Source organism: Thalassovita mangrovi (genome assembly GCF_009857745.1).
In the GTDB taxonomy this organism is placed as follows: Bacteria; Pseudomonadota; Alphaproteobacteria; order Rhodobacterales; family Rhodobacteraceae; genus Thalassobius; species Thalassobius mangrovi.
Window position 1 is genome coordinate 553567 of sequence record NZ_WWEN01000003.1, and the last position, 22028, is coordinate 575594.

The 22028-nt window shown below is 65.1% G+C and carries 10 protein-coding genes; 1 reads left to right on the forward strand and 9 read right to left on the reverse strand.

The window, feature by feature from the left end; translation table 11 throughout:
• Window positions 1–72: 72 nt before the first annotated feature.
• The 6 genes from GR167_RS09215 to GR167_RS09240 form a co-directional block, all read right to left on the reverse strand.
• Complete coding sequence (locus GR167_RS09215; RefSeq protein ID WP_160973174.1) at window positions 73–741, reverse strand: 4'-phosphopantetheinyl transferase family protein; 669 nt, start codon at window positions 739–741, stop codon at window positions 73–75.
• A complete protein-coding gene (locus tag GR167_RS09220) occupies window positions 738–5321 on the reverse strand; it encodes a MupA/Atu3671 family FMN-dependent luciferase-like monooxygenase (protein ID WP_160973175.1) in 4584 nt (1527 codons plus the stop codon). The genes GR167_RS09215 and GR167_RS09220 overlap by 4 nt, the downstream gene beginning before the upstream one ends.
• 4 nt (window positions 5322–5325) lie before the next feature.
• Complete coding sequence (locus tag GR167_RS09225) at window positions 5326–6357, reverse strand: glycosyltransferase (RefSeq protein ID WP_160973176.1); 1032 nt, start codon at window positions 6355–6357, stop codon at window positions 5326–5328.
• Between the two features lie 4 nt (window positions 6358–6361).
• Window positions 6362–12742, reverse strand: coding sequence for a type I polyketide synthase (locus GR167_RS09230; protein WP_160973177.1), 6381 nt, complete (start codon window positions 12740–12742; stop codon window positions 6362–6364).
• Window positions 12743–12866: 124 nt separating this feature from the next.
• Entirely contained in the window at window positions 12867–14225 is a 1359-nt protein-coding gene (locus tag GR167_RS09235; RefSeq protein WP_160973178.1) for an oligosaccharide flippase family protein, read from the reverse strand.
• Between the two features lie 28 nt (window positions 14226–14253).
• A complete protein-coding gene (locus GR167_RS09240; RefSeq protein WP_160973179.1) occupies window positions 14254–15078 on the reverse strand; it encodes a glycosyltransferase family 2 protein in 825 nt (274 codons plus the stop codon).
• A gap of 200 nt (window positions 15079–15278) precedes the next feature.
• On the opposite strand from GR167_RS09240, the gene epsE reads away from it, so the two are divergent.
• On the forward strand, window positions 15279–16478 hold the full coding sequence (gene epsE, locus GR167_RS09245; RefSeq protein ID WP_160973180.1) for an exopolysaccharide biosynthesis GT4 family glycosyltransferase EpsE: 1200 nt from the start codon (window positions 15279–15281) through the stop codon (window positions 16476–16478).
• A gap of 9 nt (window positions 16479–16487) precedes the next feature.
• Here the strand turns inward: epsE and GR167_RS09250 are convergent, their stop codons facing one another.
• Genes GR167_RS09250 through GR167_RS09260 form a run of 3 tightly spaced genes read right to left on the reverse strand, consistent with a single transcriptional unit; the run spans window position 16488 to window position 22026 of the window.
• Entirely contained in the window at window positions 16488–19283 is a 2796-nt protein-coding gene (locus GR167_RS09250) for a calcium-binding protein (protein ID WP_160973181.1), read from the reverse strand.
• The gene (locus GR167_RS09255) at window positions 19280–20632 is read right to left on the reverse strand and encodes a glycosyltransferase family 4 protein (protein WP_160973182.1); all 1353 of its coding nucleotides are present in this window, start codon (window positions 20630–20632) and stop codon (window positions 19280–19282) included. The genes GR167_RS09250 and GR167_RS09255 overlap by 4 nt, the downstream gene beginning before the upstream one ends.
• 2 nt (window positions 20633–20634) lie before the next feature.
• On the reverse strand, window positions 20635–22026 hold the full coding sequence (locus tag GR167_RS09260; protein WP_160973183.1) for an O-antigen ligase family protein: 1392 nt from the start codon (window positions 22024–22026) through the stop codon (window positions 20635–20637).
• Window positions 22027–22028 lie beyond the last annotated feature (2 nt).

Genomic DNA, 22028 nt, shown 5'->3' on the forward strand with positions numbered 1-22028 from the left:
TAAGGCAGGGTTGGCGAGGGATGCGAATCACGCGGGGTCGGGGAATTGGGCCGAATTGTGGCGCCGGCCCGGTCAGGTCTGCGGCAGCGTCGCTCCGGCGATGAAATGCCCGTCCGCTTCGAAGAAACCGCCCGCTATCGCCATGCCTTGCCGGAACGGCGGCACGTCGCGGCGGAACACGGCGCGGAAGCGGGTATCATCCAGCTCCACCGCCAAGGTCTGGAAATCGAAGATCGTCTGGCTGACCGGATATTGCGCCTTATAAGCCGCTTCCTTGATGCAGAAGATCAGCTTGGCGCGGCGCCCGCGCAGGGCCTGCGGCAGGGGGGCGATCGCGGTCCTGTCCTCGGGCGCCAGCACGATGTCCCACAGCTCGTCTGAGAGCGGCGAGGCCTCTTCGGCATCCAGCCCGAGCCCCCGCCAGCTCGCAGTATCGGACACCACGGCAAGGCACAGCTCATCCGTGTGGGTGATCGACCCGATCCTGCCATCGGGCCAGATCGGGCTGCGATCCGCCGCTGCCGGAATAACGGGTTCCGCCAGCCCCAGCTCCGCAAAGGCGGCGCGCGCCGCGGCCCGCCCGGCGGCGAATTCGCGGATGCGTTCGGGCACCGCGTTGGCCACCGCCGCGCGTTCTTCGGGGAAAAGCGGATGATCGGGCGAGGCGGGATCGGTCATGCCGATGCCGATCCCGCCGCCGAAGATTTGCCGCAGCCCGTTGCGCAGGGCATCGCGGTTCATTTCGGATTGCGCGCCATCCGCCGGGCGCGCATTTCCTTGCGGCGCGACATCGCGTCGGAACGCGCCGCCGTATCCTGCGCCGCCGCCGGTTCCACTTTGACCTGGCCAAGCGATTCCGACACCCGTTCGGACAATGCCGACAGCACCGGGAAGCGGAAGATATCGGTGATCCCGAGCTTTGCCGCGCCGAGCTTTTCACGGATTTCCCGATGCGCCTGCACCGCCAGCAGCGAATGACCACCGAGGTCGAAGAAATTGTCGCGCGACCCGATGGCCTGCACCCCCAGGATGCGCGACCAGATCGCGGCGATATCCTGTTCCACCGAATTGGTGGGCGCGACGAAACCGGCGATCGGGGCGCTGGCCTGGCGTTCCACGGGCGCGGGCAGCGCCTTGCGGTCCACCTTCTTGTTCGGGGTCAGCGGGAAGGCGTCCAGCGTCACGAATTGCGCCGGGACCATGAATTCGGGCAACAGATCCGACAGGTGCTTGCGCAGCGCGGTTTCATCCACGGGACCGTTCGCGGTCATGTAACCCACCAAGCGGGTCGCGCCCGGCGTGTCTTCGCGCGGGATCACCACGGCATGGGTGACGTTGGGCTGTTCGGCCATCGCCGCCTCGATCTCGCCCAGCTCGATCCGGTAGCCGCGCAGTTTGACCTGATGGTCGGCCCGGCCCATGAAATCAAGCTTGCCATCGGCGCGCCAGCGCGCCAGGTCGCCGGTCCGGTACATCCGCGCCCCGCCGGGGGCGGCGTGGTCCGGCGTCACGAAAGGATCGGCGAGGAAGCGTTCGGCGGTCAGATCGGCCCGTTGCCAATACCCGCGCGTCACCCCGTCACCGCCGATATAAAGCTCGCCCGGGACGCCCACCGGAACCGGCTGCAGATCGTCGTCCAAAACATAGACCTGCGTATTGGCGATGGGCGCGCCGATATTGACCACGCTTTCACCCGCGGCGGCGGTTTCGGTGGTTGACCAGATGGTGGTTTCGGTGGGTCCGTACATGTTTTCGATGCCCGCGCGGGTGATGTCGGCGAATTCGCCGACCAGAGCGCCGGGCAGGGCTTCGCCCCCGATCATCAGGTGTTCGACCCGGCCCAAGGCGGCGCGCGCTTCGTCGTTCATCGAAATCATCCGCGCCATCGAGGGCGTGCATTGCAGATGGGTCACGCCGTGGCGGATGATCTGGGCCGCGATGGAAAAATCGTCCTCGTCCAGTTCCACCTCGGTATTGGCGCCTTTCAGGACCTCGGCCAGCAGGGTCAGACCGTTCAGCACCGTCTGTTTCTCGATGCCGTAATCGATCAGGCAGGCGATTTCGTCGACCCCGATCCGCTTCAGTTGTTCGACCCGGTTCAGGCAGTCGTCGACCGTGCCGAACAGCCCCGAATCCTCGAAATAGCGCAGGAAGGCGAATTCCAGGATCGCGTCCAGTTCCTCGGCATCCAGCGTGCCGAGGTCCAGCTCGAACGGGTTGGTCACCCCTTCGGGCCGCTTGAAGGCGGGGAAGGCCCAGGCGAATTGCTTGATCAGACCGGCGGCGGAATTGAGGTAATCCTTCATCGGCCCGCGGGCGATTTCGCGGGCCCGTTCGCGGTCCTCGGCCACATAGGTGTGCAGCATCAGCGTGACGGTGAAATCCTTGGGATCATGCCCCGCCTCGCGCAAAGCCGCGTGGTAGAGTTTGATCTTGTCGCCGACCTCGGCGATGCTCTGGCCCAGAAGGTGGGTCAGCACGTTGGCGCCGATCCGGCCCGCTTCCTTCCAGGTTTCGGGATTGCCGGCGGTGGTCACCCAGATGTTCAGCTTTTTCGATACCGGGCGCGGCTGGGTCACCAGGCCGTGCATTTCACCGTTGGCCATCGGGAATTCGACCTCTTCCCCGGCCCAGAGCTTGCGCAATGTCTCGATGGTTTCCAGCATCGCGGGCTTGTTGTTGGGCGGGGTGTTTTCCGGGCGCAGCACGAAATCGTGCGGCTGCCAGCCCGAGGCGATGCCGATCCCGGTGCGCCCGTTGGTCAGGTTGTCGATCACCGCCCATTCCTCGGCGATCCGGGCGGGGTGGTGCAAGGGCGCGACGCAGCTGCCCGCGCGCACGGCAAGGTTTTTGGTCAGCGCTGCAACGGCGGCGCCGGTGACCGACGGGTTCGGGTAGGGGCCGCCGAAGGCGTGGAAATGGCGTTCCGGGGTCCAGACCGCGCAGAACCCGTTGGCATCGGCGATCTTCGCGCCCTCGAACAGCAATTCGTACTTGTCGCGGCCGACGCCATCGTCATTGCCCCAGTAAAACAGGCTGAAATCCATCCCCTTGCCGGTCATCGGCATCCGGCCTTTCGACACCAGCGCGCGGTTTTCGTCGCTGGACAGAACCAGCTTGAAGCCGCGGGCGAGGGTGTAGAACAGTTCCAGTACCGAGATGTCGAAGCTCAGGCTGGTCACGGCCAGCCAGACGCCGCCCTGCGCATGGTCGATCCGGTCGTCCATCCCGGTGAAGAAATTCGACACGTTGCGGTGTTCGACCATCACCCCCTTGGGCCGCCCGGTCGATCCGGAGGTATATATCATATAGGCCATGTCCTGGCCCTTCACGCCGCTGTCGATATTGTCGGTGGACGCCGACAGGATGCGCGGATCGGTATCCAGCGCCAGCACCTGTGCCGCGTGTTCGGGCAACTCGGCCGCCATCGCCTGACCCGTCACGATCACCGGGCAGGCGCTGTCTTCGATATAAAGCGCGATACGGTCGGCGGGATAGGCGGGGTCGAGCGGCACATAAGCGCCGCCCGCCTTCAGGATGCCAAGCGCCCCGATCAGCAGGAACGGGCTGCGATGGGTGTAAAGCCCCACCAGCGTGCCGGGTTTCACCCCCATCTGGGCCAGCACATGCGCCACCTGGTTGGCGCGCGCGTTCAGTTCGGCATAGGTCAGGCTTTCGCCATCGACGACCAGAGCTTCGGCTTCGGGCGTTTTGGCGACCTGGCGTTCGAACATATGGTGGATGCACAGGTCGGGATCGTAATCGGTCTTGGTCGCGTTCCAGTCGTAAAGGATCAGGTTGCGTTCGGTATCGGGCAGGATGTCGAGGGTTTTGATCTGTGCCTGCGGGTCGGCGGTTGCGGCTTTCTCGATCCGATCCGCCATCAGTTTCAGGAAGGCGGGCGTGACCTTCGCCGCATCGCCTAGCAGTTTCACCGCGCCATCGACAGCACACAGGGTGATCGCCGTGCCGGGGATCAGCGCCGCCTGATCGCTCAACCCCAGTTGCGGGGTGTCGATCCGCGCCTGCCCCGGCAGGCGGGCGGGCATGTCGGCGGGCGCGGGGCCATATTTTTGCGCTGTGGAGAGAGAGGCTTGGAAGCCGGAAAGGACGGTTTCGACGCTGGCGGAGGTGTCCAGCCTGACCGGGGCCCAGGGCATCAGGTAGCCCTCGGGCGCCGTGGTCGCGGTGCTCCACGCCAGATCGACGGTTTCGGTCGCCGCCAGCCGCCCGGCGACCAGCGCCAGCGCATCCGTCGCAGTTTCCGCGTCCAGCGACAGGGGCTGTTCCAGCACCCCTGCGGAGGTGGTGGCGGTCAGCGGCAATTGCGCCGGGGTGAAGGCTTCGAACAAGGCGCGATAGGCCGGTTCGCCCTTGATCGCTTTTTGCATCGCGGTGTCGAGTGCGTCGCTCAGCGCCGCGTCGGGGCTGGGCAGCAACTCGCCCTTGGAGACGAGCTTCGGCAGGGCCACTCCCGACCCATCCGGCGCGGAAAAGCCGCGCAGCACCATCGCCCCGTCGCCGCAGGCCACGGTCAGGTGGTCGGCGGTAACTTCCAGTACCTCGCCCGGCTGGCCCGACCCATCCGACAGGGCGGATTTGCCGACCAGGACCAGTTTCCCGCCCGCCTCGATCTTGGCGCAGAACAGCGGGTTCCAGTAATCGCCGTGATCCAGCGCCCGCACCAGCGCGTCGACCTCGGCCGCCGACCTGGTGAAATCCAACCGCCCGGCCGCCGCGGGACGATGCGACAGGCCGAAATAGCTGCGCATTGAGAGGTCCTGTTTCTGCCGCGCGGGCGCGCCGCTGGCCAGCGCGTCGGCCAGTTCCGGGAAACTGTCGATCGCGGCCTCGTAACACCGCGTGTTCAGCGTCAGCGCGGTATCGGCGGGCGCGATGGCGAAGCGGCGCTGGATCAGGATATCGCCCTCGTCGATGCCGCCTTCGATCATGTGCCAGGTGATGCCGTGCATGTCCTCGGCCGCGGCAACGGCCCAGACCGGCGCGTTCAGCCCGGCATAGGCGGGCAGCGGCCCGTCGTGGAAATTCACCGCGCCCTTGGCGGGCATCGCCAGCACGTCGCCCGGGATGATGTCGAGATTGGCGATGCTCAGCAGCCAGTCGAAGTGCAGCCTACCCAGTCGCGCGCCCAGATCCTTGCCCGGCGCTTCGACCCGCAGCCCCGCGCCGGTGGCCCAGGCGGCGATATCCGGGTTGCGGGTGACCACGGCGGAAATGCTATGCCCCTTGCCGCGCAGGATTTCCCCGCATTGGATTACCAGGGATTCGTTGCCGATCAGGACGCTGGAAAACTGCGACATGGGATCACTCCGATACGATCAGGGACCCGTCCGGCCGAGGCAAGTCTTCGGTCAGGCGGGGGACGGCCGCGCGGCGGCGGGGTTTGAACATCGCGGCCAGGTCGTGGCGCAGCAAGGTTCGCAGGAAATGCGGCGGGTCGGCCGGTTTGCGGCCGCGCGCATATTGGCGCGCCCGGTGCAGGACGCCGCCGGTGACATGCGCCAGCGTGGCCAGCGCGGCATAGGCAGCACCGTGGTTCTTGGCGAAATAATAGGACCGGGAATCGAACCAGTAATCCGGCACCCGGCGCCATTCCTTCATGCCGGTGCTGACCGATCCGATATGGGCCACGTCGCTTTCGCGCACGAACACCGTCTGATACCCGGCGCGATGCGCGCGCAGGCACAGATCGGTTTCCTCGAAATAGAGGAAAAACGCCTCGTCAAAGAGCCCGATTTCATCCAGCACCTCGCGCCGCATCATCAGGCTGGCCCCGGCCAGCCAGTCGACCGGGCGGGTGTGGTCGGGAATGTCGACCGGTACCCGCTTGTGCGACAGCAACCTGGAGACCGGGCCGAAGCGGATCGCGCCTTCGAATTCGCTGGCGATCGAGGGGAAGCGGAAGGTGGTCAGATGCGGATCGCCCGTGGGCCCGTGGATATAGCTGCCTGCGAAACCCGCTTCGGGATGGGTTTGCAAGTAATTGAGAAGCTGCCGGATCGCATCCGCAGCGGGGAAGGCATCGGAATTTAGCACGTATACGTAATCGGGTTTGCTGCCGTCGCTCAGCCCAGCCTGAATGCCGAAATTGTTGCCCGCGCCAAAGCCGCCGTTGCGGCCCGATTGCAGCACCCGCACCCGGTTGCCCGTGGTCCAGCCATGCGCCTGCGCATGGTCGATCAGCCGCTCGAACGACCCGTCGCCGGAATCGTTGTCCACCACCAGGATTTCACCACCGATCCCCTGCATCGCGCGCAGCGCCGCATCGACCGATTTCACGGTCATGTCCGGCGTGCGGTAATTCAGGATCACGGTCAGAAGGCGCGGGTCGGTCATCGGGTCACTCCGCCGCCTTGTCGGGGGCAATGGCCTGATCCCGTTCGCGTTCCACCGCGTCGATCCCGGCCCGGATACGCGCGGCCAAAACCCGCACATTGGGTTCCAGCACCATCGAATCGTGATCGCCCGGCACTTCGAACACCTGCAGATGCGCGGCCCATTGAGTCCAGTCGTTATCGGCCAGAACATAGGCGCGTTCGGAATTGACCATCCGGTCCGGGGCCACCTGCCATTTGCCCTGCAACTGCGGGCGGTAAAGATGCAGCGGCCCGTTCCACGGTTCGACCCGATAGCTGGCCACGGCCTGCAGGAAGGCGGCCTCGATTTCTGCGTTATGGAACTGCGCCGGGCCGTCGCCGGTTTCAGCGCCCTTGCGCCGCTTGGCGAATTCCCAGCGGATGCGGTTTGCCGCCCATTGCAGCGGATAAGCCGGGCCGCGTTCCTTCAGCTCCAGCCACTGGATCGCTGCCCGGTCGCGTTTCGACAGTGGCCGGCGCACCGGCAAGGGCGTGTCGAGCATGATCAGCATCGCCACCTCTTCGCCCGCCGCCGTCAGCTGCTGGGCGATTTCATAGGCGGTGATACCGCCGCCGGAGAACCCGCCGATCATATAGGGCCCGTGCGGCTGCACCTGGCGCATTTCGGCGATGTAATCCTGCGCGGCTTCTTCGATGCTGCCATGCGGGTCGGCATCGCCGTAAAGCCCGCGCGCCTGCAGGCCATAGAACGGCCTGTCGGTGCCCAGCAGATGCGCCAGATGGCGCAGGTTCAGAACGTTGCCGAACATCCCCGCGACCAGGAAGAACGGCGTTTTCGACCCGCCTTCGCCCTGATGCATCGGCACCACGTGGGTGAAGCGGCGCTCGGGGGCGGCGGGTTTAACCGCATCCTCGGTCACAGCGCCCTGATCGGGGATCAGTGCTGCGATCTTGCGCACGGTGGGGGCTTCGAACAGGACCGAGATCGGGAAATCGGTGCCGAAGGCTTTCTTGATCCGGGCAAACAGCCGCACCGCGATCAGTGAATGACCGCCAAGGTCGAAGAAACTGTCGTCGATGCCGACCTGATCGACGCCCAGCAGTTCCTCGAAGAACCCGGCCAGGCGCTTTTCCACTTCCGTTTCCGGCGCGGCGTAATCCTGATCCAGTTCGGGGCGCTGGAATTTCTGTTCGGTGTTTTCTGCCTGGGTTTCCCCGGCCTGATCGATCAGCCCGTGCAGGTCGAGCGATGACACCACGATCTGCGATTGCCCGCTGGAAAGCGCACGGAAAAACGCCTCCGCCCCCTCGGTGCGGCGGATGCCCTGAGACAGGTTGTGCTGCAGCCGTTCCTCGGCCGGTGACAGCGGGCGGTGTTCGGGGGCGGGCGCCTGCGCTTCGGTCCGGGCGAAACCGGCGTTAGCGTCCAGCTTGCGGATGGAAAAACCTTCGATGTCCAGCAGCACGGTCCCGTCCGGCGCGGCGATGGTGATGTCGAAGCTCGCCATCGGCCCGGCATCGGTGTTGTCCCCGGCATTGCGGACCCAGCTGATCACCTCGCCCTGCAGCGGGGCAAAGGCGCGCAGCCGGTGATAGGACACCGGCACCCAAAGCTGCGCCGCCTGGTAACCGTCGATCAGTTCCATCGCCCAGCCGGTGGCGATGTCCAGCAGCCCGGGATGAAGCGCGTAATTGTCGAGGTCGCCGCGGAATTGCGTTGGCAGGGACAGTCGGGCGATGCCTTCGTTATTGCCAAGCGACACCGAATGCAGCACCCGCCAGCGCGGCCCGAATTTCAGGTGCTTTTCCTGCGGTGCGCTCAGCGTTTCGCCCGCCAGCGCCACCTGCGGCTTGCCGCAGCGCGCGGCAATCGCCACGGGGTCGAGCTTTCGCGGCTGGCCCAGCGGCAGCAGCGCCACCGACCCTTGCGCGTTGACCTCGAACCGGTCGGAGCCGGCATCGGCGCTCTGGATTTCCACCTCGTAGCCCTGATCGCTGCGCGGCAGGCGCAGGCGCATCTGCCGCGCGCCCTGCGCGGCGACCTGCATCGGCGACAGGAAGAACAGATCGCGGAGCTCGTACGGCCCCGTTTCGCCCTGTGCCTTCAGCGCCTCGTTGATCAGCTCCAGATAGCCGGTGCCGGGCAGCAGGATATCGCCCTGTTTGGTGCGGTGTTCGTTCAGCACCCAGCACTCGCGGGCGTCGAGCGTGCTGGTGAAGATCCGGGCGCCATCGCTGTCGAAGCTTTTCAGGTCCAGCAGGGGTTGGCCCGCCGGTTTCGGTTCCGCCTGCTGCGCCGTGCCGGTGCGCGCGGCCATCGCATCGGCGGCCATGCCGGTATCGGCCCAGATACCCCAGTCGATCGCCAGAACCCGCGTCCGCCCGCCCGCGCGCGATTTGGCGAAGGCGTTGAGGTATTCGTTGGCGGCGACGTAATCGACCTGTCCGGCGGGCGCCGTTGCGGTGGAGGAGGAGGAAAACAGCACCATGAAATCCAGCGATCCGTCGGGGAACAGCCCGTCCAGCACCTGGGTGCCGTGGATTTTCGGGGTGAACACGTCCTCGATATCGGACAGGGATTTGCCCAGGATCGGCGCGTCGGCGATGACGCCAGCGGCATGGATGACGCCGTTGATGTCGCCGAACAGGTCCTTGGCCGTCTGCACCGCGCCGCGCATGTCTTCGACATTGCTCACGTCTGCGGGCAGGACCAGAACCTGCCCCCCGGCCTGTTCCAGGCTCTGCACCGCCCGGATGCGGCGCACCAGCGGATCGGTCGGCGCGGTGTTGTTCACGATCGCGTCCCATTCGACCCTATCGGGCAGCGGGGTGCGCGCCAGCAGCACGATATTGGCGTCCGCGCGGGTGATCAGCGCCTCGGCCAGCGTCGTGCCGATGCCGCCGAACCCGCCGGTGATCATGTAGGTGCCGCCCTGCCGGATCGGCAGGTCCTCGGCCGCGTTGAGCGGGGTTTCGTCGAAATCCAGTTCGAACCGCTTGTCGCCCCGGATCGCGGCGACGGTGTTGGCGGGGGTGGACAGCGCTTCTTCAAGCAGCTGATCGGCGATCTTTCCGCCTTGGCGTTTGCCGCCGCCCTGCGCCATGTCCAGCACCGCACAGGTGATGCCCGGAAATTCGCGCGGGATCACCCGGGCCGGGCCCATCACCGTGGCCTTGTCGGGGTAGCGCAACGCCTCATCTCGTACCTGCGCCGCGTCCGAGGTCGCCACCGTGATATGCAGCGGCGTGGGCGCGTTCTGTTCGCTGATCGCCTGCGCCAGGAACAGCAGCGAATAGAACCCGTGTTCCTGATTGCGGTGGAAGAAGCTGGACCCGGGGCGGAAGCTTTCATCCCCGGTCAGCAGCCACAGATGTAGGATGCGCGTGGGCAATTCGCCCCGCGCCGACAGGTCCTGCAGCAACTGGTCGTAACCGATGCGCCCCTGTTCGGGCGGCAGGACATAGCCGGTATCGGTGCGCGCAAAGGCATCGCCGGGCCGGACCGAGGTCACGGTGTGCCCCGCCATACGCAGGCGTTTGGAAATTTCCGCCCCCGCGCCGGTATCGTCTTCGAAGATCAGCCAGGTTTCCTTGGCGGCCTCGGACAGATCGCCCGCCACATCCACTGCGCAATCGGCATAGCGGGGCTTCCACACCGGGCGATAGGCCCAGCTTTCCATGTCGTCGCGCCGCATCAGCCAGGTGTCGGCGGGGGCGTCGCCCGCCACGGCCGGTTCGATGAAATATTCCTGCCGCTGGAACGCGTAGGAGGGCAGCACCACGCGGTTGCGCTTCGCCGCGCCCCAGATCTGGTGCCAGTCGAAATCGACACCCACGGCCCATGTGCGGCCCAGCATCGCGGCGAAATAGGTGTCGTCGGCGATATCGTCCTGCGGATGGCGCAGGGTGCCGATCACCTGGTTCGGGGTCACGTCGGGGTGCTGCCCGGTGAGCGATGACAGCGCCTTGCCTGGTCCGACCTCGATGAACACCTTGTCGCCGGTTGCGGCCAGCGTGCCGATGCAGTCGGCGAACATCACCGTGTTGCGCAGGTGGCCGACCCAGTAATCGGGATCGGTGGCCTGATCGGCGGTGATGAAAGCGCCGGTCCGGTTCGAGGTGAAGGGGATTTGCGGGGCGTTGAGTTGGATCGATTGCAGGTAGGCGCGGAAGCGGTCGAGGATCGGGTCGAGCATCCGGCTATGCGCCGCGACGTCGATTAGGATGCGCTGGCAATCCACGTCGCGCGATTTCAGCTCGGCTTCCAGCCGGTCCAGCGCCGCCTGCGGGCCGGAGGCAACTGAAAGCCCCGGCGCGTTGACGCCCGCCAGATCGAGGTCATCGCCCAGCAGCGGCTTCAGCTCCTCTGCGGGCAGCGACACGCTCAGCATCCCGCCTGCGGGCACCGTGTCGAACAACTGCCCGCGCAGATGCACCAGTCCGATGCAATCCTCGAAGCTCATTACGCCGGCCAGACAGGCGGCGGTGTTCTCGCCCATCGAATGGCCGGTCAGCGCCGAGGGCTTCACGCCCCAGCTGATCCACAGCTGCGCCAGCGCGTATTCCACGATCATGATCAGCGGCAGCTGGACCGAGGGCGTTTTCAGCTTTTCATCCGCCGCATCCTCGGTTCCCGGTTCGGGCAGCCACAGCGCGCGGATGTCGTAATCGATCTTGCCCTGCAGAACCTCCAGCCCGCGATCCATCCATTCGGCGAAGACCGGTTCGGTTTCATAGAGGTCATGCGCCATCCCGGCATATTGCGCGCCGCCGCCGGGGAACATGAACACGACATCGGGCCGGTCGCCCACCACCTGGTGGGTGAAAACCCGGCGGGGATCGTTCGCCTCCAGCAATTCGGCGGCTTCTTCGTGCGTTTCGGCCACGACCACGCGGCGGCGTTCAAAGGCGCGGCGGCCTTCCTTCAGGGTCCAGGCGACATCCGCAAGCGGCTGTTCGGGATGCGCGCGCAGATGGGTGGCGAGGTTGGCGGCATTGGCCTCCAACGCGGATTTGGTGCGGCCCGATATGGTCAGGATCTGGAACGGCCAGTCGCTTTCCTCCGAGGCCGCCCGTTCGGGGGCTTCTTCGAGCACAACATGCGCGTTGGTGCCGCCGACGCCCAGCGAATTGACCCCGGCCCGGCGCGGACCCTTATGCGACACCCAGTCGGTCAGACGGTCGTTCACGATAAACGGCGAATGGTCGAAATCAATCGCCGGGTTGGGTTTTTCGAATCCCAGGCTCGGCGGCATCTGCCGGTTATGCAGCGCCAAGCTCGCCTTGATCAGGCTGGCCACACCGGCGGCGGTGTCGAGATGGCCGATATTGGTCTTCACAGATCCGATGCGGCAGAACCCGGTCTCGTCGGTGGTTTCCTGAAACGCCTGGGTCAGCGCGGCAACCTCGATCGGGTCGCCCAGATAGGTGCCGGTGCCGTGGCATTCGATGTAATCGATGGTGTCGGCGGTGACATCCGACAGCGCCTGCGCATCGGCAATCGCCGCCGCCTGCCCGTCGACCGAGGGCGCCAGGTATCCGGCCTTGGCCGCGCCGTCATTGTTGACCGCCGATCCCTTGATCACGGCCCAGATGTGATCGCCGTCGGCAATCGCATCCTCCAGCCGCCGCAGTACCACGACGCCCGCGCCGGACCCGAAAACGGTCCCCTGCGCGCGGTGATCGAAGGCGTGGCAATGGCCGTCGGGCGACAGGATTTCGCCCTCCTTGTAAAGATACCCGCGCGCATGCGGCAGCTCGATCGTCACGCCGCCCGCCAAGGCCATGTCGCATTCGCCATTGAGCAGCGATTGGCAGGCGTAATGGGTCGCCACCAGAGAGGTGGAGCAGGCGGTCTGTACGTTGACCGACGGGCCTTTCAGGTCCAGCACGTGGCTGAGGCGCGTGACCATGAAATCCTTGTCATTGCCGGTATGGCGCAACAGGAACATGCCGGTGCTGTCGACCAGATCGCGGTTCGAACAGATGTTGAAATAGAAATAGCTGCCCATGCCGCAGCCGCCGAACACGCCGATGGGACCGGTGAAATTTTCCGGCATGTGACCGGCGTTTTCCAAGGCTTCCCACGACACTTCGAGGAATTGCCGGTGCTGCGGGTCGAGGATCGCCGCCTCTTTCGGGGAAAAGCCGAAGAATTCGGCGTCGAATTCCTTGAACCCGTCCAGAATCGCGGCGGCGGGGACGTAGTCGTCCCGCTCGATCAGGTGGGGCGCTTCGCCTGCAGCGAGTAAGTCTTCCTTCGACAGGGGACGGATGGATTCGATGCCGTCGCGCAGGTTGACCCAATAGTCCTGCACCGATTGCGCACCCGGAAGATGCGCTGCCATGCCAATAATGGCGATGTCCGCCGCGTGGGGCGGAGCAGGGTCCATTGTTTCCGACATTCAAACAAACTCGTTTCTTATAAACACTTATACTAACGATACGGGCAGATTTGGGTAGTTTTGAGGCGCGCGACCGGCTTTTTGGCCTCAATCACCGTGAATCAGGGATTCATTTGGCAACAATTCAGGGCAGAAGTTGCTGTACCTCCCCCCAATGCAGCCACAGGATGAACCCCGCCGCCACCAGGGCGGTCAGTGCGAAGATCGTGTCGTGCAGCGGGTCCCACGCGCCCTGATGGCGCGACAGCCACACCACGACCGGGTAGGCGCAGACATAGGCCGCCCCCAATCCCAGCAGCGCCCCCAGCATCCCGGCCAGTTCCAGCCCGATCAGCAGCCCGGCGAAGATCAGCACCCCGCGCGCCGCCGCCAGCACGAAGAACCGTTTCGAATCCCCCGCCGCCAGCGCCGCCTGATCGTAGGTCAGCACGATGATCTGCGGCATCTGCATGCAGGCCAGCACCACCACCACGGCGCCGGCGCTCTGATAGCGCGGGTCATAAAGCAGATCGACCAGCCACACGCCCAGCAGCGCCAGGGCGATCACCATCGTCATCAGGAAGGCGGTGGCGTAGATTCGCATCTTGCGCAGCCGCAGGAAGTTTTCGGCGGATTCCCGCGGCGGGTTTTCGCGGTAGATCGGGATCAGCACCTTGCGCGTCACCACCCCGCCCAGCAGCAGCGGGAAGGAGGCCAGGAAGAAGCCGATATTGTAGACGCCGAATTCGTCCAGCGACAGGTATTTGCCGATCACCAGCTTGTCGCTCTGGCCGATGAAGAAGCCGCAGATGGTGGACAGGAAAATCCATTTGCCGAAATGGATCAGTTCGTCCGCCGCGCGTTTTTCCCACCGCAGCCGGTTCGGCGCGCCGGGCAGGAAGGCGCCAAGGAACACCACCTGCGCGATGGCGCTGGCGATGCCGCTGATCACCAGCGCCCAGACCGACCCGGTGATCCAGGCGGCGGTGACGGCGACGATCAGTCCGACCACCTGCACGGCGATTTCGATCACCGTGACCCGGCCCGCCCGCAGGTGCCGGTTCGCGGTTTCCAGCTTGGTCGGGTTGAAGCCGTTGATCAGCAGCGTCAGCCCGGCCACCGGCAGCAGGTGCAGCAGCTGCGGTTCCTGGTAGAACAGCGACATCGGATAGGCCAGGAAGCAGGTAGCGATCCAAAGCCCGGCGCCGCGGATGATCTGGATCGTCCAGGCGGTGTTTAGGAAATCTTCGTCGTCGCCGCGCTCGGATTGCATGATCGACGGGCTGACGCCGACATCGGAAAACATCGCCAGCCCCATCATCACCACCGATACCAAAGCCATCAGGCCGAAGGCTTCGGGGAACAGGATGCGGGTCAGGATCAGGTTTGAAAGCAGCCGCAGGAATTGATAGGTGACAAACCCCATCGTGGTGATCGCCGAACTGCGCAGCGCGCGTTCGGTCAGGCTGCTGCCGAGGCTGAAGCGGCGAAACGTGTTGATCATGTGCGGGGAACCTTCGAACGGGGCGCTGTCATCTTCCACGGCTCCAGGCGGAATTGTTTGGGCCGATTTTCACCATCAGCGCAACCAGCGCGTAGACGGCAAAGCCCAGCGGGTGGCGCAGGATATTCGCGATCAGCCGGGCCAGTTCATAGCGCCGCTTGTCGTCATTGCGCAGAAGATCGGGGTATTTCGCGGCGATTTCGGCAACGCCGATATTCTGCCGCCGCCGCACTTTGACAAGGTTACCTAACCCTTCGACCAGCGGCCAGTCATAGGGCGCGGGCACCAAGACCCGTTCTTCGGGCGTGAAGGACAGGCGGGCGAAGGTATCGTCGGATATGATGTCGGGGAAGGCCTCCCAGCGGGCGCGCCCCGCCGCGTTCATCGCGAACAGCCCGCAGCCCGGCACGCCGTCGGTCATGAAGGGCACGGTCAGGTAAAAGGCGCGATAGGCGCGGCTGGCCCCGCTTTCCGGCACCGGGATATGGACCTCGCCGCTGGCATAGCGCGGCGCGTCGGTTTCAAGCGCCCCGGCGATCTGGCGCATCAGCCCGGGGCTGACCGTGACATCGGCGTCGAGATAGGCGCGGCTGGTCCCGGTGGCGACCAGATCGCCCGCGTTGAGCGCGCCGAGCTTGCCGCCCTCGGTCAGTTCGATCACCTCGAAGCCCCAGCCCTTTTCCTGCGCCTTATCCGCGAAATCGCGGGCGCGGTCGGCGGTGTCGTCGTCGCAGCCATTCGCGACGACAATGATTTCCATCCCGCCCGGCTGCATGTCCGAAGCCAGCAGGCCGGACAGGCAGGCGCCGATCAGCGCGCCTTCGTTATTGGCTGGGATGATTATTGAAATCATCGGTTTACCTAAACAATCTTTCAAATGGCCGCGGGTGCCCCGAGGCGCGGCGGAAGTTGATTCAATATTGCAACAGCGCCCCGTCGATTGCCAGCGTCGCCGATGTTCAACAACACTTTGTGGTTTAACTTTGACCCTGTCGTGGATTTCTTTGTTTTAAGTAATCGTTCATGAAGGTTTAACGCAGAAAGGGATCGGACGTGCCGCCTATTTCCAAGCTTGGATATCTTGTGCCGCAATTTCCGGGGCAAACCCATATCTTTTTCTGGCGCGAAATCCTGAAGATCGAAGAGGCCGGGGTGGAGGTCTGTCTGTTTTCCACCCGCCCGCCGCCGCCCGGTCTGATTTCGCATGCCTGGTCGCAGGCGGCGATGGAACGCACCGAATACCTGGCCAGCACCTCCGTCCCGTCGCTTCTGGCGACCCTGCTGCGGCTGCCCTTGGCGGAACTCTTGCGTGACGGGCTGGGCCGCGATTTCTGGCGCGACGTGTTGATTTCCCTGCCCGCCGCGCGCCGTCTGGCGCAGCAGTGCAGGGCGCGGGGCATTCCCCATGTCCACGCCCATTCCTGCGGCCGCGCGGCGTTGATCGCGGCCCTGGCGCACCGGCTTTACGGGATCAGCTACAGCATCAGCCTGCATGGCGCTCTGGAAGATTACGGGCCGGGCCAGCGCTTCAAATGGCGCGGGGCGAAATTCGCCGCCGTGATCACCGAGGCGTTGCTGGCCGACATCCGTCCCAAGCTGGGCGATGCCCTGCCCGACAGGGTGGTGATCCAACCGATGGGCGTCGATACCGACCGCTTGCGCCGCGATGCGCCTTACGAGCCGCCGCGCCAAGGTGAGACCCTGCGCCTGTTCACCTGCGCGCGGCTGCACATGGTGAAGGGACATCAGGACGTGTTGCAGGCGGTACGGATGATGCTGGATCAGGGGATCGACGTGCAGTTGGAAATCGCAGGGGAGGACGATGCGGGCGGCGGCGGTTTCCACACGGTTCTGGACGAAAAGATCGCGGAACTGGGATTGTCCGGTCACGTGACGCTGCTCGGCGCGGTGCCGGAAGAGGTCGTTCGGGACAAGCTGCTGGCGGCGCATATCTTCGTGCTGGCGAGCTGGCACGAACCGCTGGGCGTGGCCTATATGGAGGCGATGAGCTGCGGGGTGCCGACGATCGGCACCGATGCGGGCGGGGTGCATGAATTGATCAGCGACGGGCAGGACGGCGTCCTGGTGCCGCCGAAATCGCCCGAGGCGCTGGTCGGTGCGATCAAGGCGCTGGCGGAAGATCCCGAAACCTGCCGCCGGTTGTCGGCGGCAGGGCGGCAGACCGTGGTCGATCGCTTTGGCGCGGGACGGGGGGCGGAAACGCTGATCCGCGAAGCGTCGCGGGATTTGTAAGGCGGGGCCTTACCCCTTCGGCGTCACCGCGTAGAGCTGCCCCGGATCGCTGTCGAATTCCAGCCGTTCCACCGACAGCATCCGCACTTCGCCTTCGGGCCCATCCGCCATCAGGAACGGCCCGTCCCAGCTCAGCCGGTAATCGCCGGGGGCGCCGGGCAGGATGGCCGTGTCGGTGCCGTCGCCGCCATGCAGCGCATCTGACCCGCCCCGACCGGCCAGCCAATCGTCGCCCGCCCGCCCAACCAGGACGTCACGCAGCGGCGTGCCCTCCAGCAAGTCGTCACCGGGCAGCCCGCCAAGCACCAGCCCGTTCTGGAACTCGGTGACCGGGCGCGGATCCCAATCGGCTTTCCGTTCGCGGTTGTAGCGCATCAAGGCGTCCCAGCGGGGATTGCGATCGCCAAGGTAGCGCCGCGCGCCCCAGCTGCCCCATTGCGACGCGTTGGCGACATCGACGAACGCGTTGAACAGGGTGCCGCCGGCTTCCGTCCAGGCCGTCATCACCTCGCCGTAAATCGCCGCCATTTCCGGGGTGTAGTTGAAGCGGGTGTAGAAGCCGGTCAGGTCTTCGTCATTGATCCATTGGCCGTGCCCCACCACATGGGTGCCGCCCTCGTACATCACCAGGTCGAGCCCGTGTTCGCGGGCGACCTTGGCGTGATAGGGAAACAGCTCTTTGGTCAGTTCCCGCACCGATCCGCCCCTCAGCGCCTTGGCGACCTGTTCGATCGCTTCACCCTCGCCACGCTTCAGCCAGTCCTTGATGCGCGGCGCGAAATCGTCGCCACCCATCTCGAACCCGAAATACCCGGTCACCGCATAGGCATCGAAATGATCCGCGGGCGGGGTGTCGCCCTTGCCTTCCTCCAGCCAAAGCGGCGCTTGCAGCAACGCCTCCTCCAGCCCCGGCCATCCGGTATGGGTGGCGATCACCCGCACCAGCCGGTCCTTGGCCGCGTCGCCGTAAACCTCCGTCCAGATATTGGCCACCTGCGCCGCGCGCATCCCGGCGAATTGCATCCAGGCATCCTGAGCCTTGGTCCCCGGCCAGCGTTCACCCGCCCGTTCCTGCGCCCAGCGTGTTTGCGCGAAACCGAAATTCCACAGCTCGTTGGAATATTCGACATAGGCCTTCAGCCCCGGTTTCAGCCCCGCCTTGACCGTTTCGGCGAAGCGGCGGACAAAGCCGTCATCGGCCATATGCGGCATGTTGAACCACGGATCGGCGCCGATTTCATTGGCAAGCCGCAGCATCATTTCCAGCGGCACGCCGCGGCGCATGAAGGAATAGTCGGACATAACCGGACGGTCGTCCCACGTGGCGATGGGCGAGCCGTTGGTCCCCATCCAGTCCATGAACCGGACCGCGCGCAGGTCGCGGATCAGGGCGATCCAGTTCGGGTTGAACACCTCGCCCAACTCGTGAAACGGGATGTGGTTTTCATGGATGACCTGGATATCGCGGATCGGGTCGTCCGGGTCGATATCGGTCAGTGAAATCGCAACGATCCCTTCGCCCGGGGTGAAGGAAAACCAGACCTCGCCGGGCTTATATTCCACGTCCTTGGCCCGGCCCAGCAGTTCGAACCTGGCCTTGCCGTTGTAGGTCAGCCGGTAACGGCCGCGAAAACTGTCCGCCTGTTCCGGCAGGTCGGACAGGATGAAGCTTTCCAGCCGGTTGACGCCTTCGGGCATCCGCAGCGGCCAGCCGTTTTCATCCAGGTATCCTTCGGCCTGCAACCGGTCGGCATCCCAACCGCCCCATTGGTCGGGCAGATGGCCGATCCAGGGGCGGGCGGTCTTCATCACGTCGATGAAGGGATATTGGGTCGACCAGTCGGCAATCCCGTTGAGCCCCATCGCCAGCGCGGGCGCTGTGAGGGCCGGAACGGGCGGCGGCGGCACATGGGCGGGGCGCACCGCGGCGGATTTCCCGTCGGACAAGAACGCCGCGATGTCCCGGTAATTCTGCCGCACCAGCGGGTGGATCGTATCGGGCAGCGGCATCGCGCCCGGCAGGCTGTCCTGAAACAGCGGGCCATAGGTGATCAGCGCGGCGAGGAAATAGAGCGTCGGCGTCCCATGCGGCGCGTCGTCGGTGAACAGATCCTGTGCGCTCAGCCCCGACAGCGCGGTGTCGTTCAGCAGATCGGCCAGGGTCGAGGCGACCGGGATCAGCGTCAGGTCCAGGTCGGGGCGGGCCTTCTGCACTTCGCGGGCGTAGTCTTCGTACCAGTCGTGGTAATCACCCTTGTTGGCCCGAAGATAGGTCCGCAGTCCCTTTTCATCGGGCGGGAAAGACACCTTGCCGGCCATTTCCGTCCAGCCTTCGTAGATGAAGAACCGCGCCTCGGGGGCTTGTGCTGCGGCCCAGTCGAACACGTTCAGGGTCGCGCTGACCGGGGTTTCGCGGCGGGGATTGTCGCCATCGAACCGTTTGGTGGGGCGCTGGTATTGGATGAAATTCGCGGTGTTGATCACCACTGCGCCGATCCCGGCCTCGGCAAAACTCTGGCGTTCCGAATTCCACGCATGGGGCAGCGATTTGAACGACCAGTTCGGTTCCGGGGGCAGGTTGGCGCTGAATTGCTGCAAGAACCCCCATGTGCCGTCGGCGGCGAAGCCCCGGCCGCGCGCCTGTGCGATTTCATGCAGCCAATGCGGGACCGAGGTTTCGGGGCTGTCGCTGAGATGCTGAATCAGGGAATTGCCGAAGAAGAACGCCCTCAGGTCCGCCTGCTGCGCCCGCAGCGGCGCGGCGATCAGCAGGAAAAGCAGGCTGAACAGGGGGATAAGTTTCATCCGGTGTCGGGTCCCGTGCTGGCGTCATTGTCGAAAGGGTCCGGTTTGTCGGCGCGTTTGCCAAGGACCCAGTCATAGACTGCCAAGACCTGAGCGGCTTTTCTATCCCATGTGAAATATTCTTCGACCTTGCGGCGGGCATTTTCGCCCATTGCGGCCAGCGGCGCGGGGTCATCGGCCAGTTCGGTCAGCTTGGCGCGGAACCCCTGCACAATGTCATCGCGGCTGCCGATCGGGATCTTGAAGCCGGTATCGCCGGTCACCAGTTCCCCGGGGCCGGCGTAATCGACGATCAGCGGCACCAGGCCAAGCGCCATCGCCTCCAACACCACGCCGCCGCCGAATTCGCGCACCGAGGGGAAGGCCAGCAGTTGCGACCGGGTCGCCACGTCCTGCACCTGGGTGTGATCCAGCCAGCCGTGGAAGGTGACGGCATCGGTGATCCCGTGGCTTTCGGCGAAGAATTTCAGCTCGGGCATCAGGGGCCCGTCGCCGATCAGGTCCAGCTGCAGCTTGCCCGCCTGCAGCAAAGGCAGCGCCGCCTTCAGCAGCATGTCGGGCCCCTTGTAGGGCACCAAACGGCCAATGAAGCAGGCGCGCAATACGCCGTCCGCAGGCGCGGCGCGGGTGTTGAACCGGGCCGGGTCGATGGCGTTTTCGGGGATATAGACCACCTTGCCCTGAAACCGGGACGGGATTTCCGAGCGGGTATGGCGCGACCCGGTGATGATCGCGGCGGCATGGCGCAGCATCGCCTGCCGCCCCGGCAGCAGCTTGTAACCCGCGCGCAGATAGGACAGCCATTCGCGTTCGCGCCGACGTTCCGCGTCAAAACCCTTCGGCCAGGGCACGCCGCCATTCAGCGGGCCCACTACGAAGGGCACCCCTGCCTTGGCGCATTTGCGGGCGATCGGGCTGGAAATCGTCGGGCTGAGCGGGGTGACGCGGTGCACGATGTCATAGGACCCCGCGCGCAAATCGGCGCCGAAGCGTTTCCAGATCAGGTGCTCGAAATAAGGATAGGACAGCGCGTTGATCAGCTGCAGCGCGGTCCATCCCTTGCCTTCGCCCATCCGCAACAGCTTGCCCAGCGACCACAGGGGCCGGGCGATGGCTTCGGAATCCACGGCGGTGAAATCGCGGCCCTCGACCAGCCCCGCGTTCAGGAAGGACTCGTGGTTGCGGATCTGGGTGACGATATGGACCTCCACCCGACGGCCGATGGCGCGGGCCAGCGACCAGCCCACCAACGGCACGCTGACCCATTCGGGATTGGCGGCTTCGGCGATGATCAGAACGCGCAGGGGGCGGTCGGTTTCGCGGTCGGTGGGGGGCGGGGCGGGCGTCATCGCTACATCACGCTTTGCAGTTTCATCTTGGCGGCCTTCGGCGCCTCACGCTGCACCACGCCCTTTTCGGCATAGCCCAGCAGCGCCCCGGCCAGCAGCCAGGTGATCGGCGTCAGCGTCGCGTTGGGCAGCAGGTCCAGCACGTTGATGCCCAGCACCAGGCACATGCCGCCCACATAAGGCGGGATCAGCGCGCCCTTGTCGCCGCGGTGCCTTGCCCAGACCAGGAAGATCGGCGAGGTCAGCAACAGGAACTGCGCCAGGAACCCGACCCAGCCGTAAACGCCGAAGGTGATGACCCATAGACCGTCGGTCACGGTTTCGATCCGGCCGGTCACCGGGTCCAGGATGTGGTTGCGGCCCCAGCTGCCCCAGCCGAAGACGGGCCGTTCCAGCGCGCGGTCCAGCAGGATGTTTTCGTTTTCGAGACGGAACCCCAGCGACCCGGCGCGTTCGGGGTCGATCTTTTCGGCCTGGTGCAGGATGGCCTGTTCGGGCACCAGATCGACGGTTTTCAGAGTCGGGTAAGCGATTGCCAGCAGGGCCAGCACCACGGCGATCCTGATCTGCAGCCCGTTCGGTACGAACAAAAGCAGCGGCAGCAGGAACATCGCGTAAAGGATCGACCCGACCGATTTGCACAGCACCAGCACCAGCGCCATGTAGATCATGGTGATCAGCAGCAATCCCTTCCGGCCGCCCCGTTCCGACCGGAACAGGATCGCGGTCGAGGTCAGCGTGACCAGCGCGAAAAACGCCACCCATAGCCCGTGATACAGGAACACGATGGGCCGGAAGCCGCCATAGCGCACCATCTGGTCGAAATTGTGCTGGAAATAGCCATAGATCCAGAGGTTCAGCTGCGGGCTCAGCCGGACCTCCAGCAGCATCGGCAGGGAATAGACCAGCCCGGCGATGACCAGGGCATAGAGCAGCTCCTTCATGTCCTGTTCGTTGGCCAGCAGGGCGCGGGCCAGCAGCATCGGCGTGGCCAGCAGGATTTGCTGCAGCAGCAGCGACACGATGTCCTTGATCCCCATCCCCGGCAGCCCGACCTGGCCGTAGGAAACCGGGTCGAGATTGGCGAGCCCGGTCGGAATCGGCGCCAGGACGAAGACTACAAGCGCCCCGGCGGCCAGTTTGCTTTCAGGCAGCAGACGCAGCTTGCCCTGATACATCACCAGGCAGATCAGCAGAACCGACAGGCTGGGCAGGGTTTCCTTAGTCATCGGCGGCATCAGCGGTATATCCAAACCGGCGGGCGGCGGCGGCAGGAACAGGTAGGCGACGATCAGGCTGGCCAACAGCGCGCGCCAGGCGGGCAGGCTGCGGAACAGCCCGACCGATACCAGCGGCCACAGCGCCAGAACCAGCAATGCAAACGTGTTTGGCATTC

What these genes read in the sequence shown, in the direction of transcription:
- GR167_RS09215 (WP_160973174.1), bottom strand. Translation starts at nt 741, where the DNA reads ATGAACCGCGATGCCCTGCGCAACGGGCTGCGGCAAATCTTCGGCGGC.
- GR167_RS09220 (WP_160973175.1), bottom strand. Translation starts at nt 5,321, where the DNA reads ATGTCGCAGTTTTCCAGCGTCCTGATCGGCAACGAATCCCTGGTAATC.
- GR167_RS09225 (WP_160973176.1), bottom strand. Translation starts at nt 6,357, where the DNA reads ATGACCGACCCGCGCCTTCTGACCGTGATCCTGAATTACCGCACGCCG.
- GR167_RS09230 (WP_160973177.1), bottom strand. Translation starts at nt 12,742, where the DNA reads ATGTCGGAAACAATGGACCCTGCTCCGCCCCACGCGGCGGACATCGCC.
- GR167_RS09235 (WP_160973178.1), bottom strand. Translation starts at nt 14,225, where the DNA reads ATGATCAACACGTTTCGCCGCTTCAGCCTCGGCAGCAGCCTGACCGAA.
- GR167_RS09240 (WP_160973179.1), bottom strand. Translation starts at nt 15,078, where the DNA reads ATGATTTCAATAATCATCCCAGCCAATAACGAAGGCGCGCTGATCGGC.
- GR167_RS09250 (WP_160973181.1), bottom strand. Translation starts at nt 19,283, where the DNA reads ATGAAACTTATCCCCCTGTTCAGCCTGCTTTTCCTGCTGATCGCCGCG.
- GR167_RS09255 (WP_160973182.1), bottom strand. Translation starts at nt 20,632, where the DNA reads ATGACGCCCGCCCCGCCCCCCACCGACCGCGAAACCGACCGCCCCCTG.
- GR167_RS09260 (WP_160973183.1), bottom strand. Translation starts at nt 22,026, where the DNA reads ATGCCAAACACGTTTGCATTGCTGGTTCTGGCGCTGTGGCCGCTGGTA.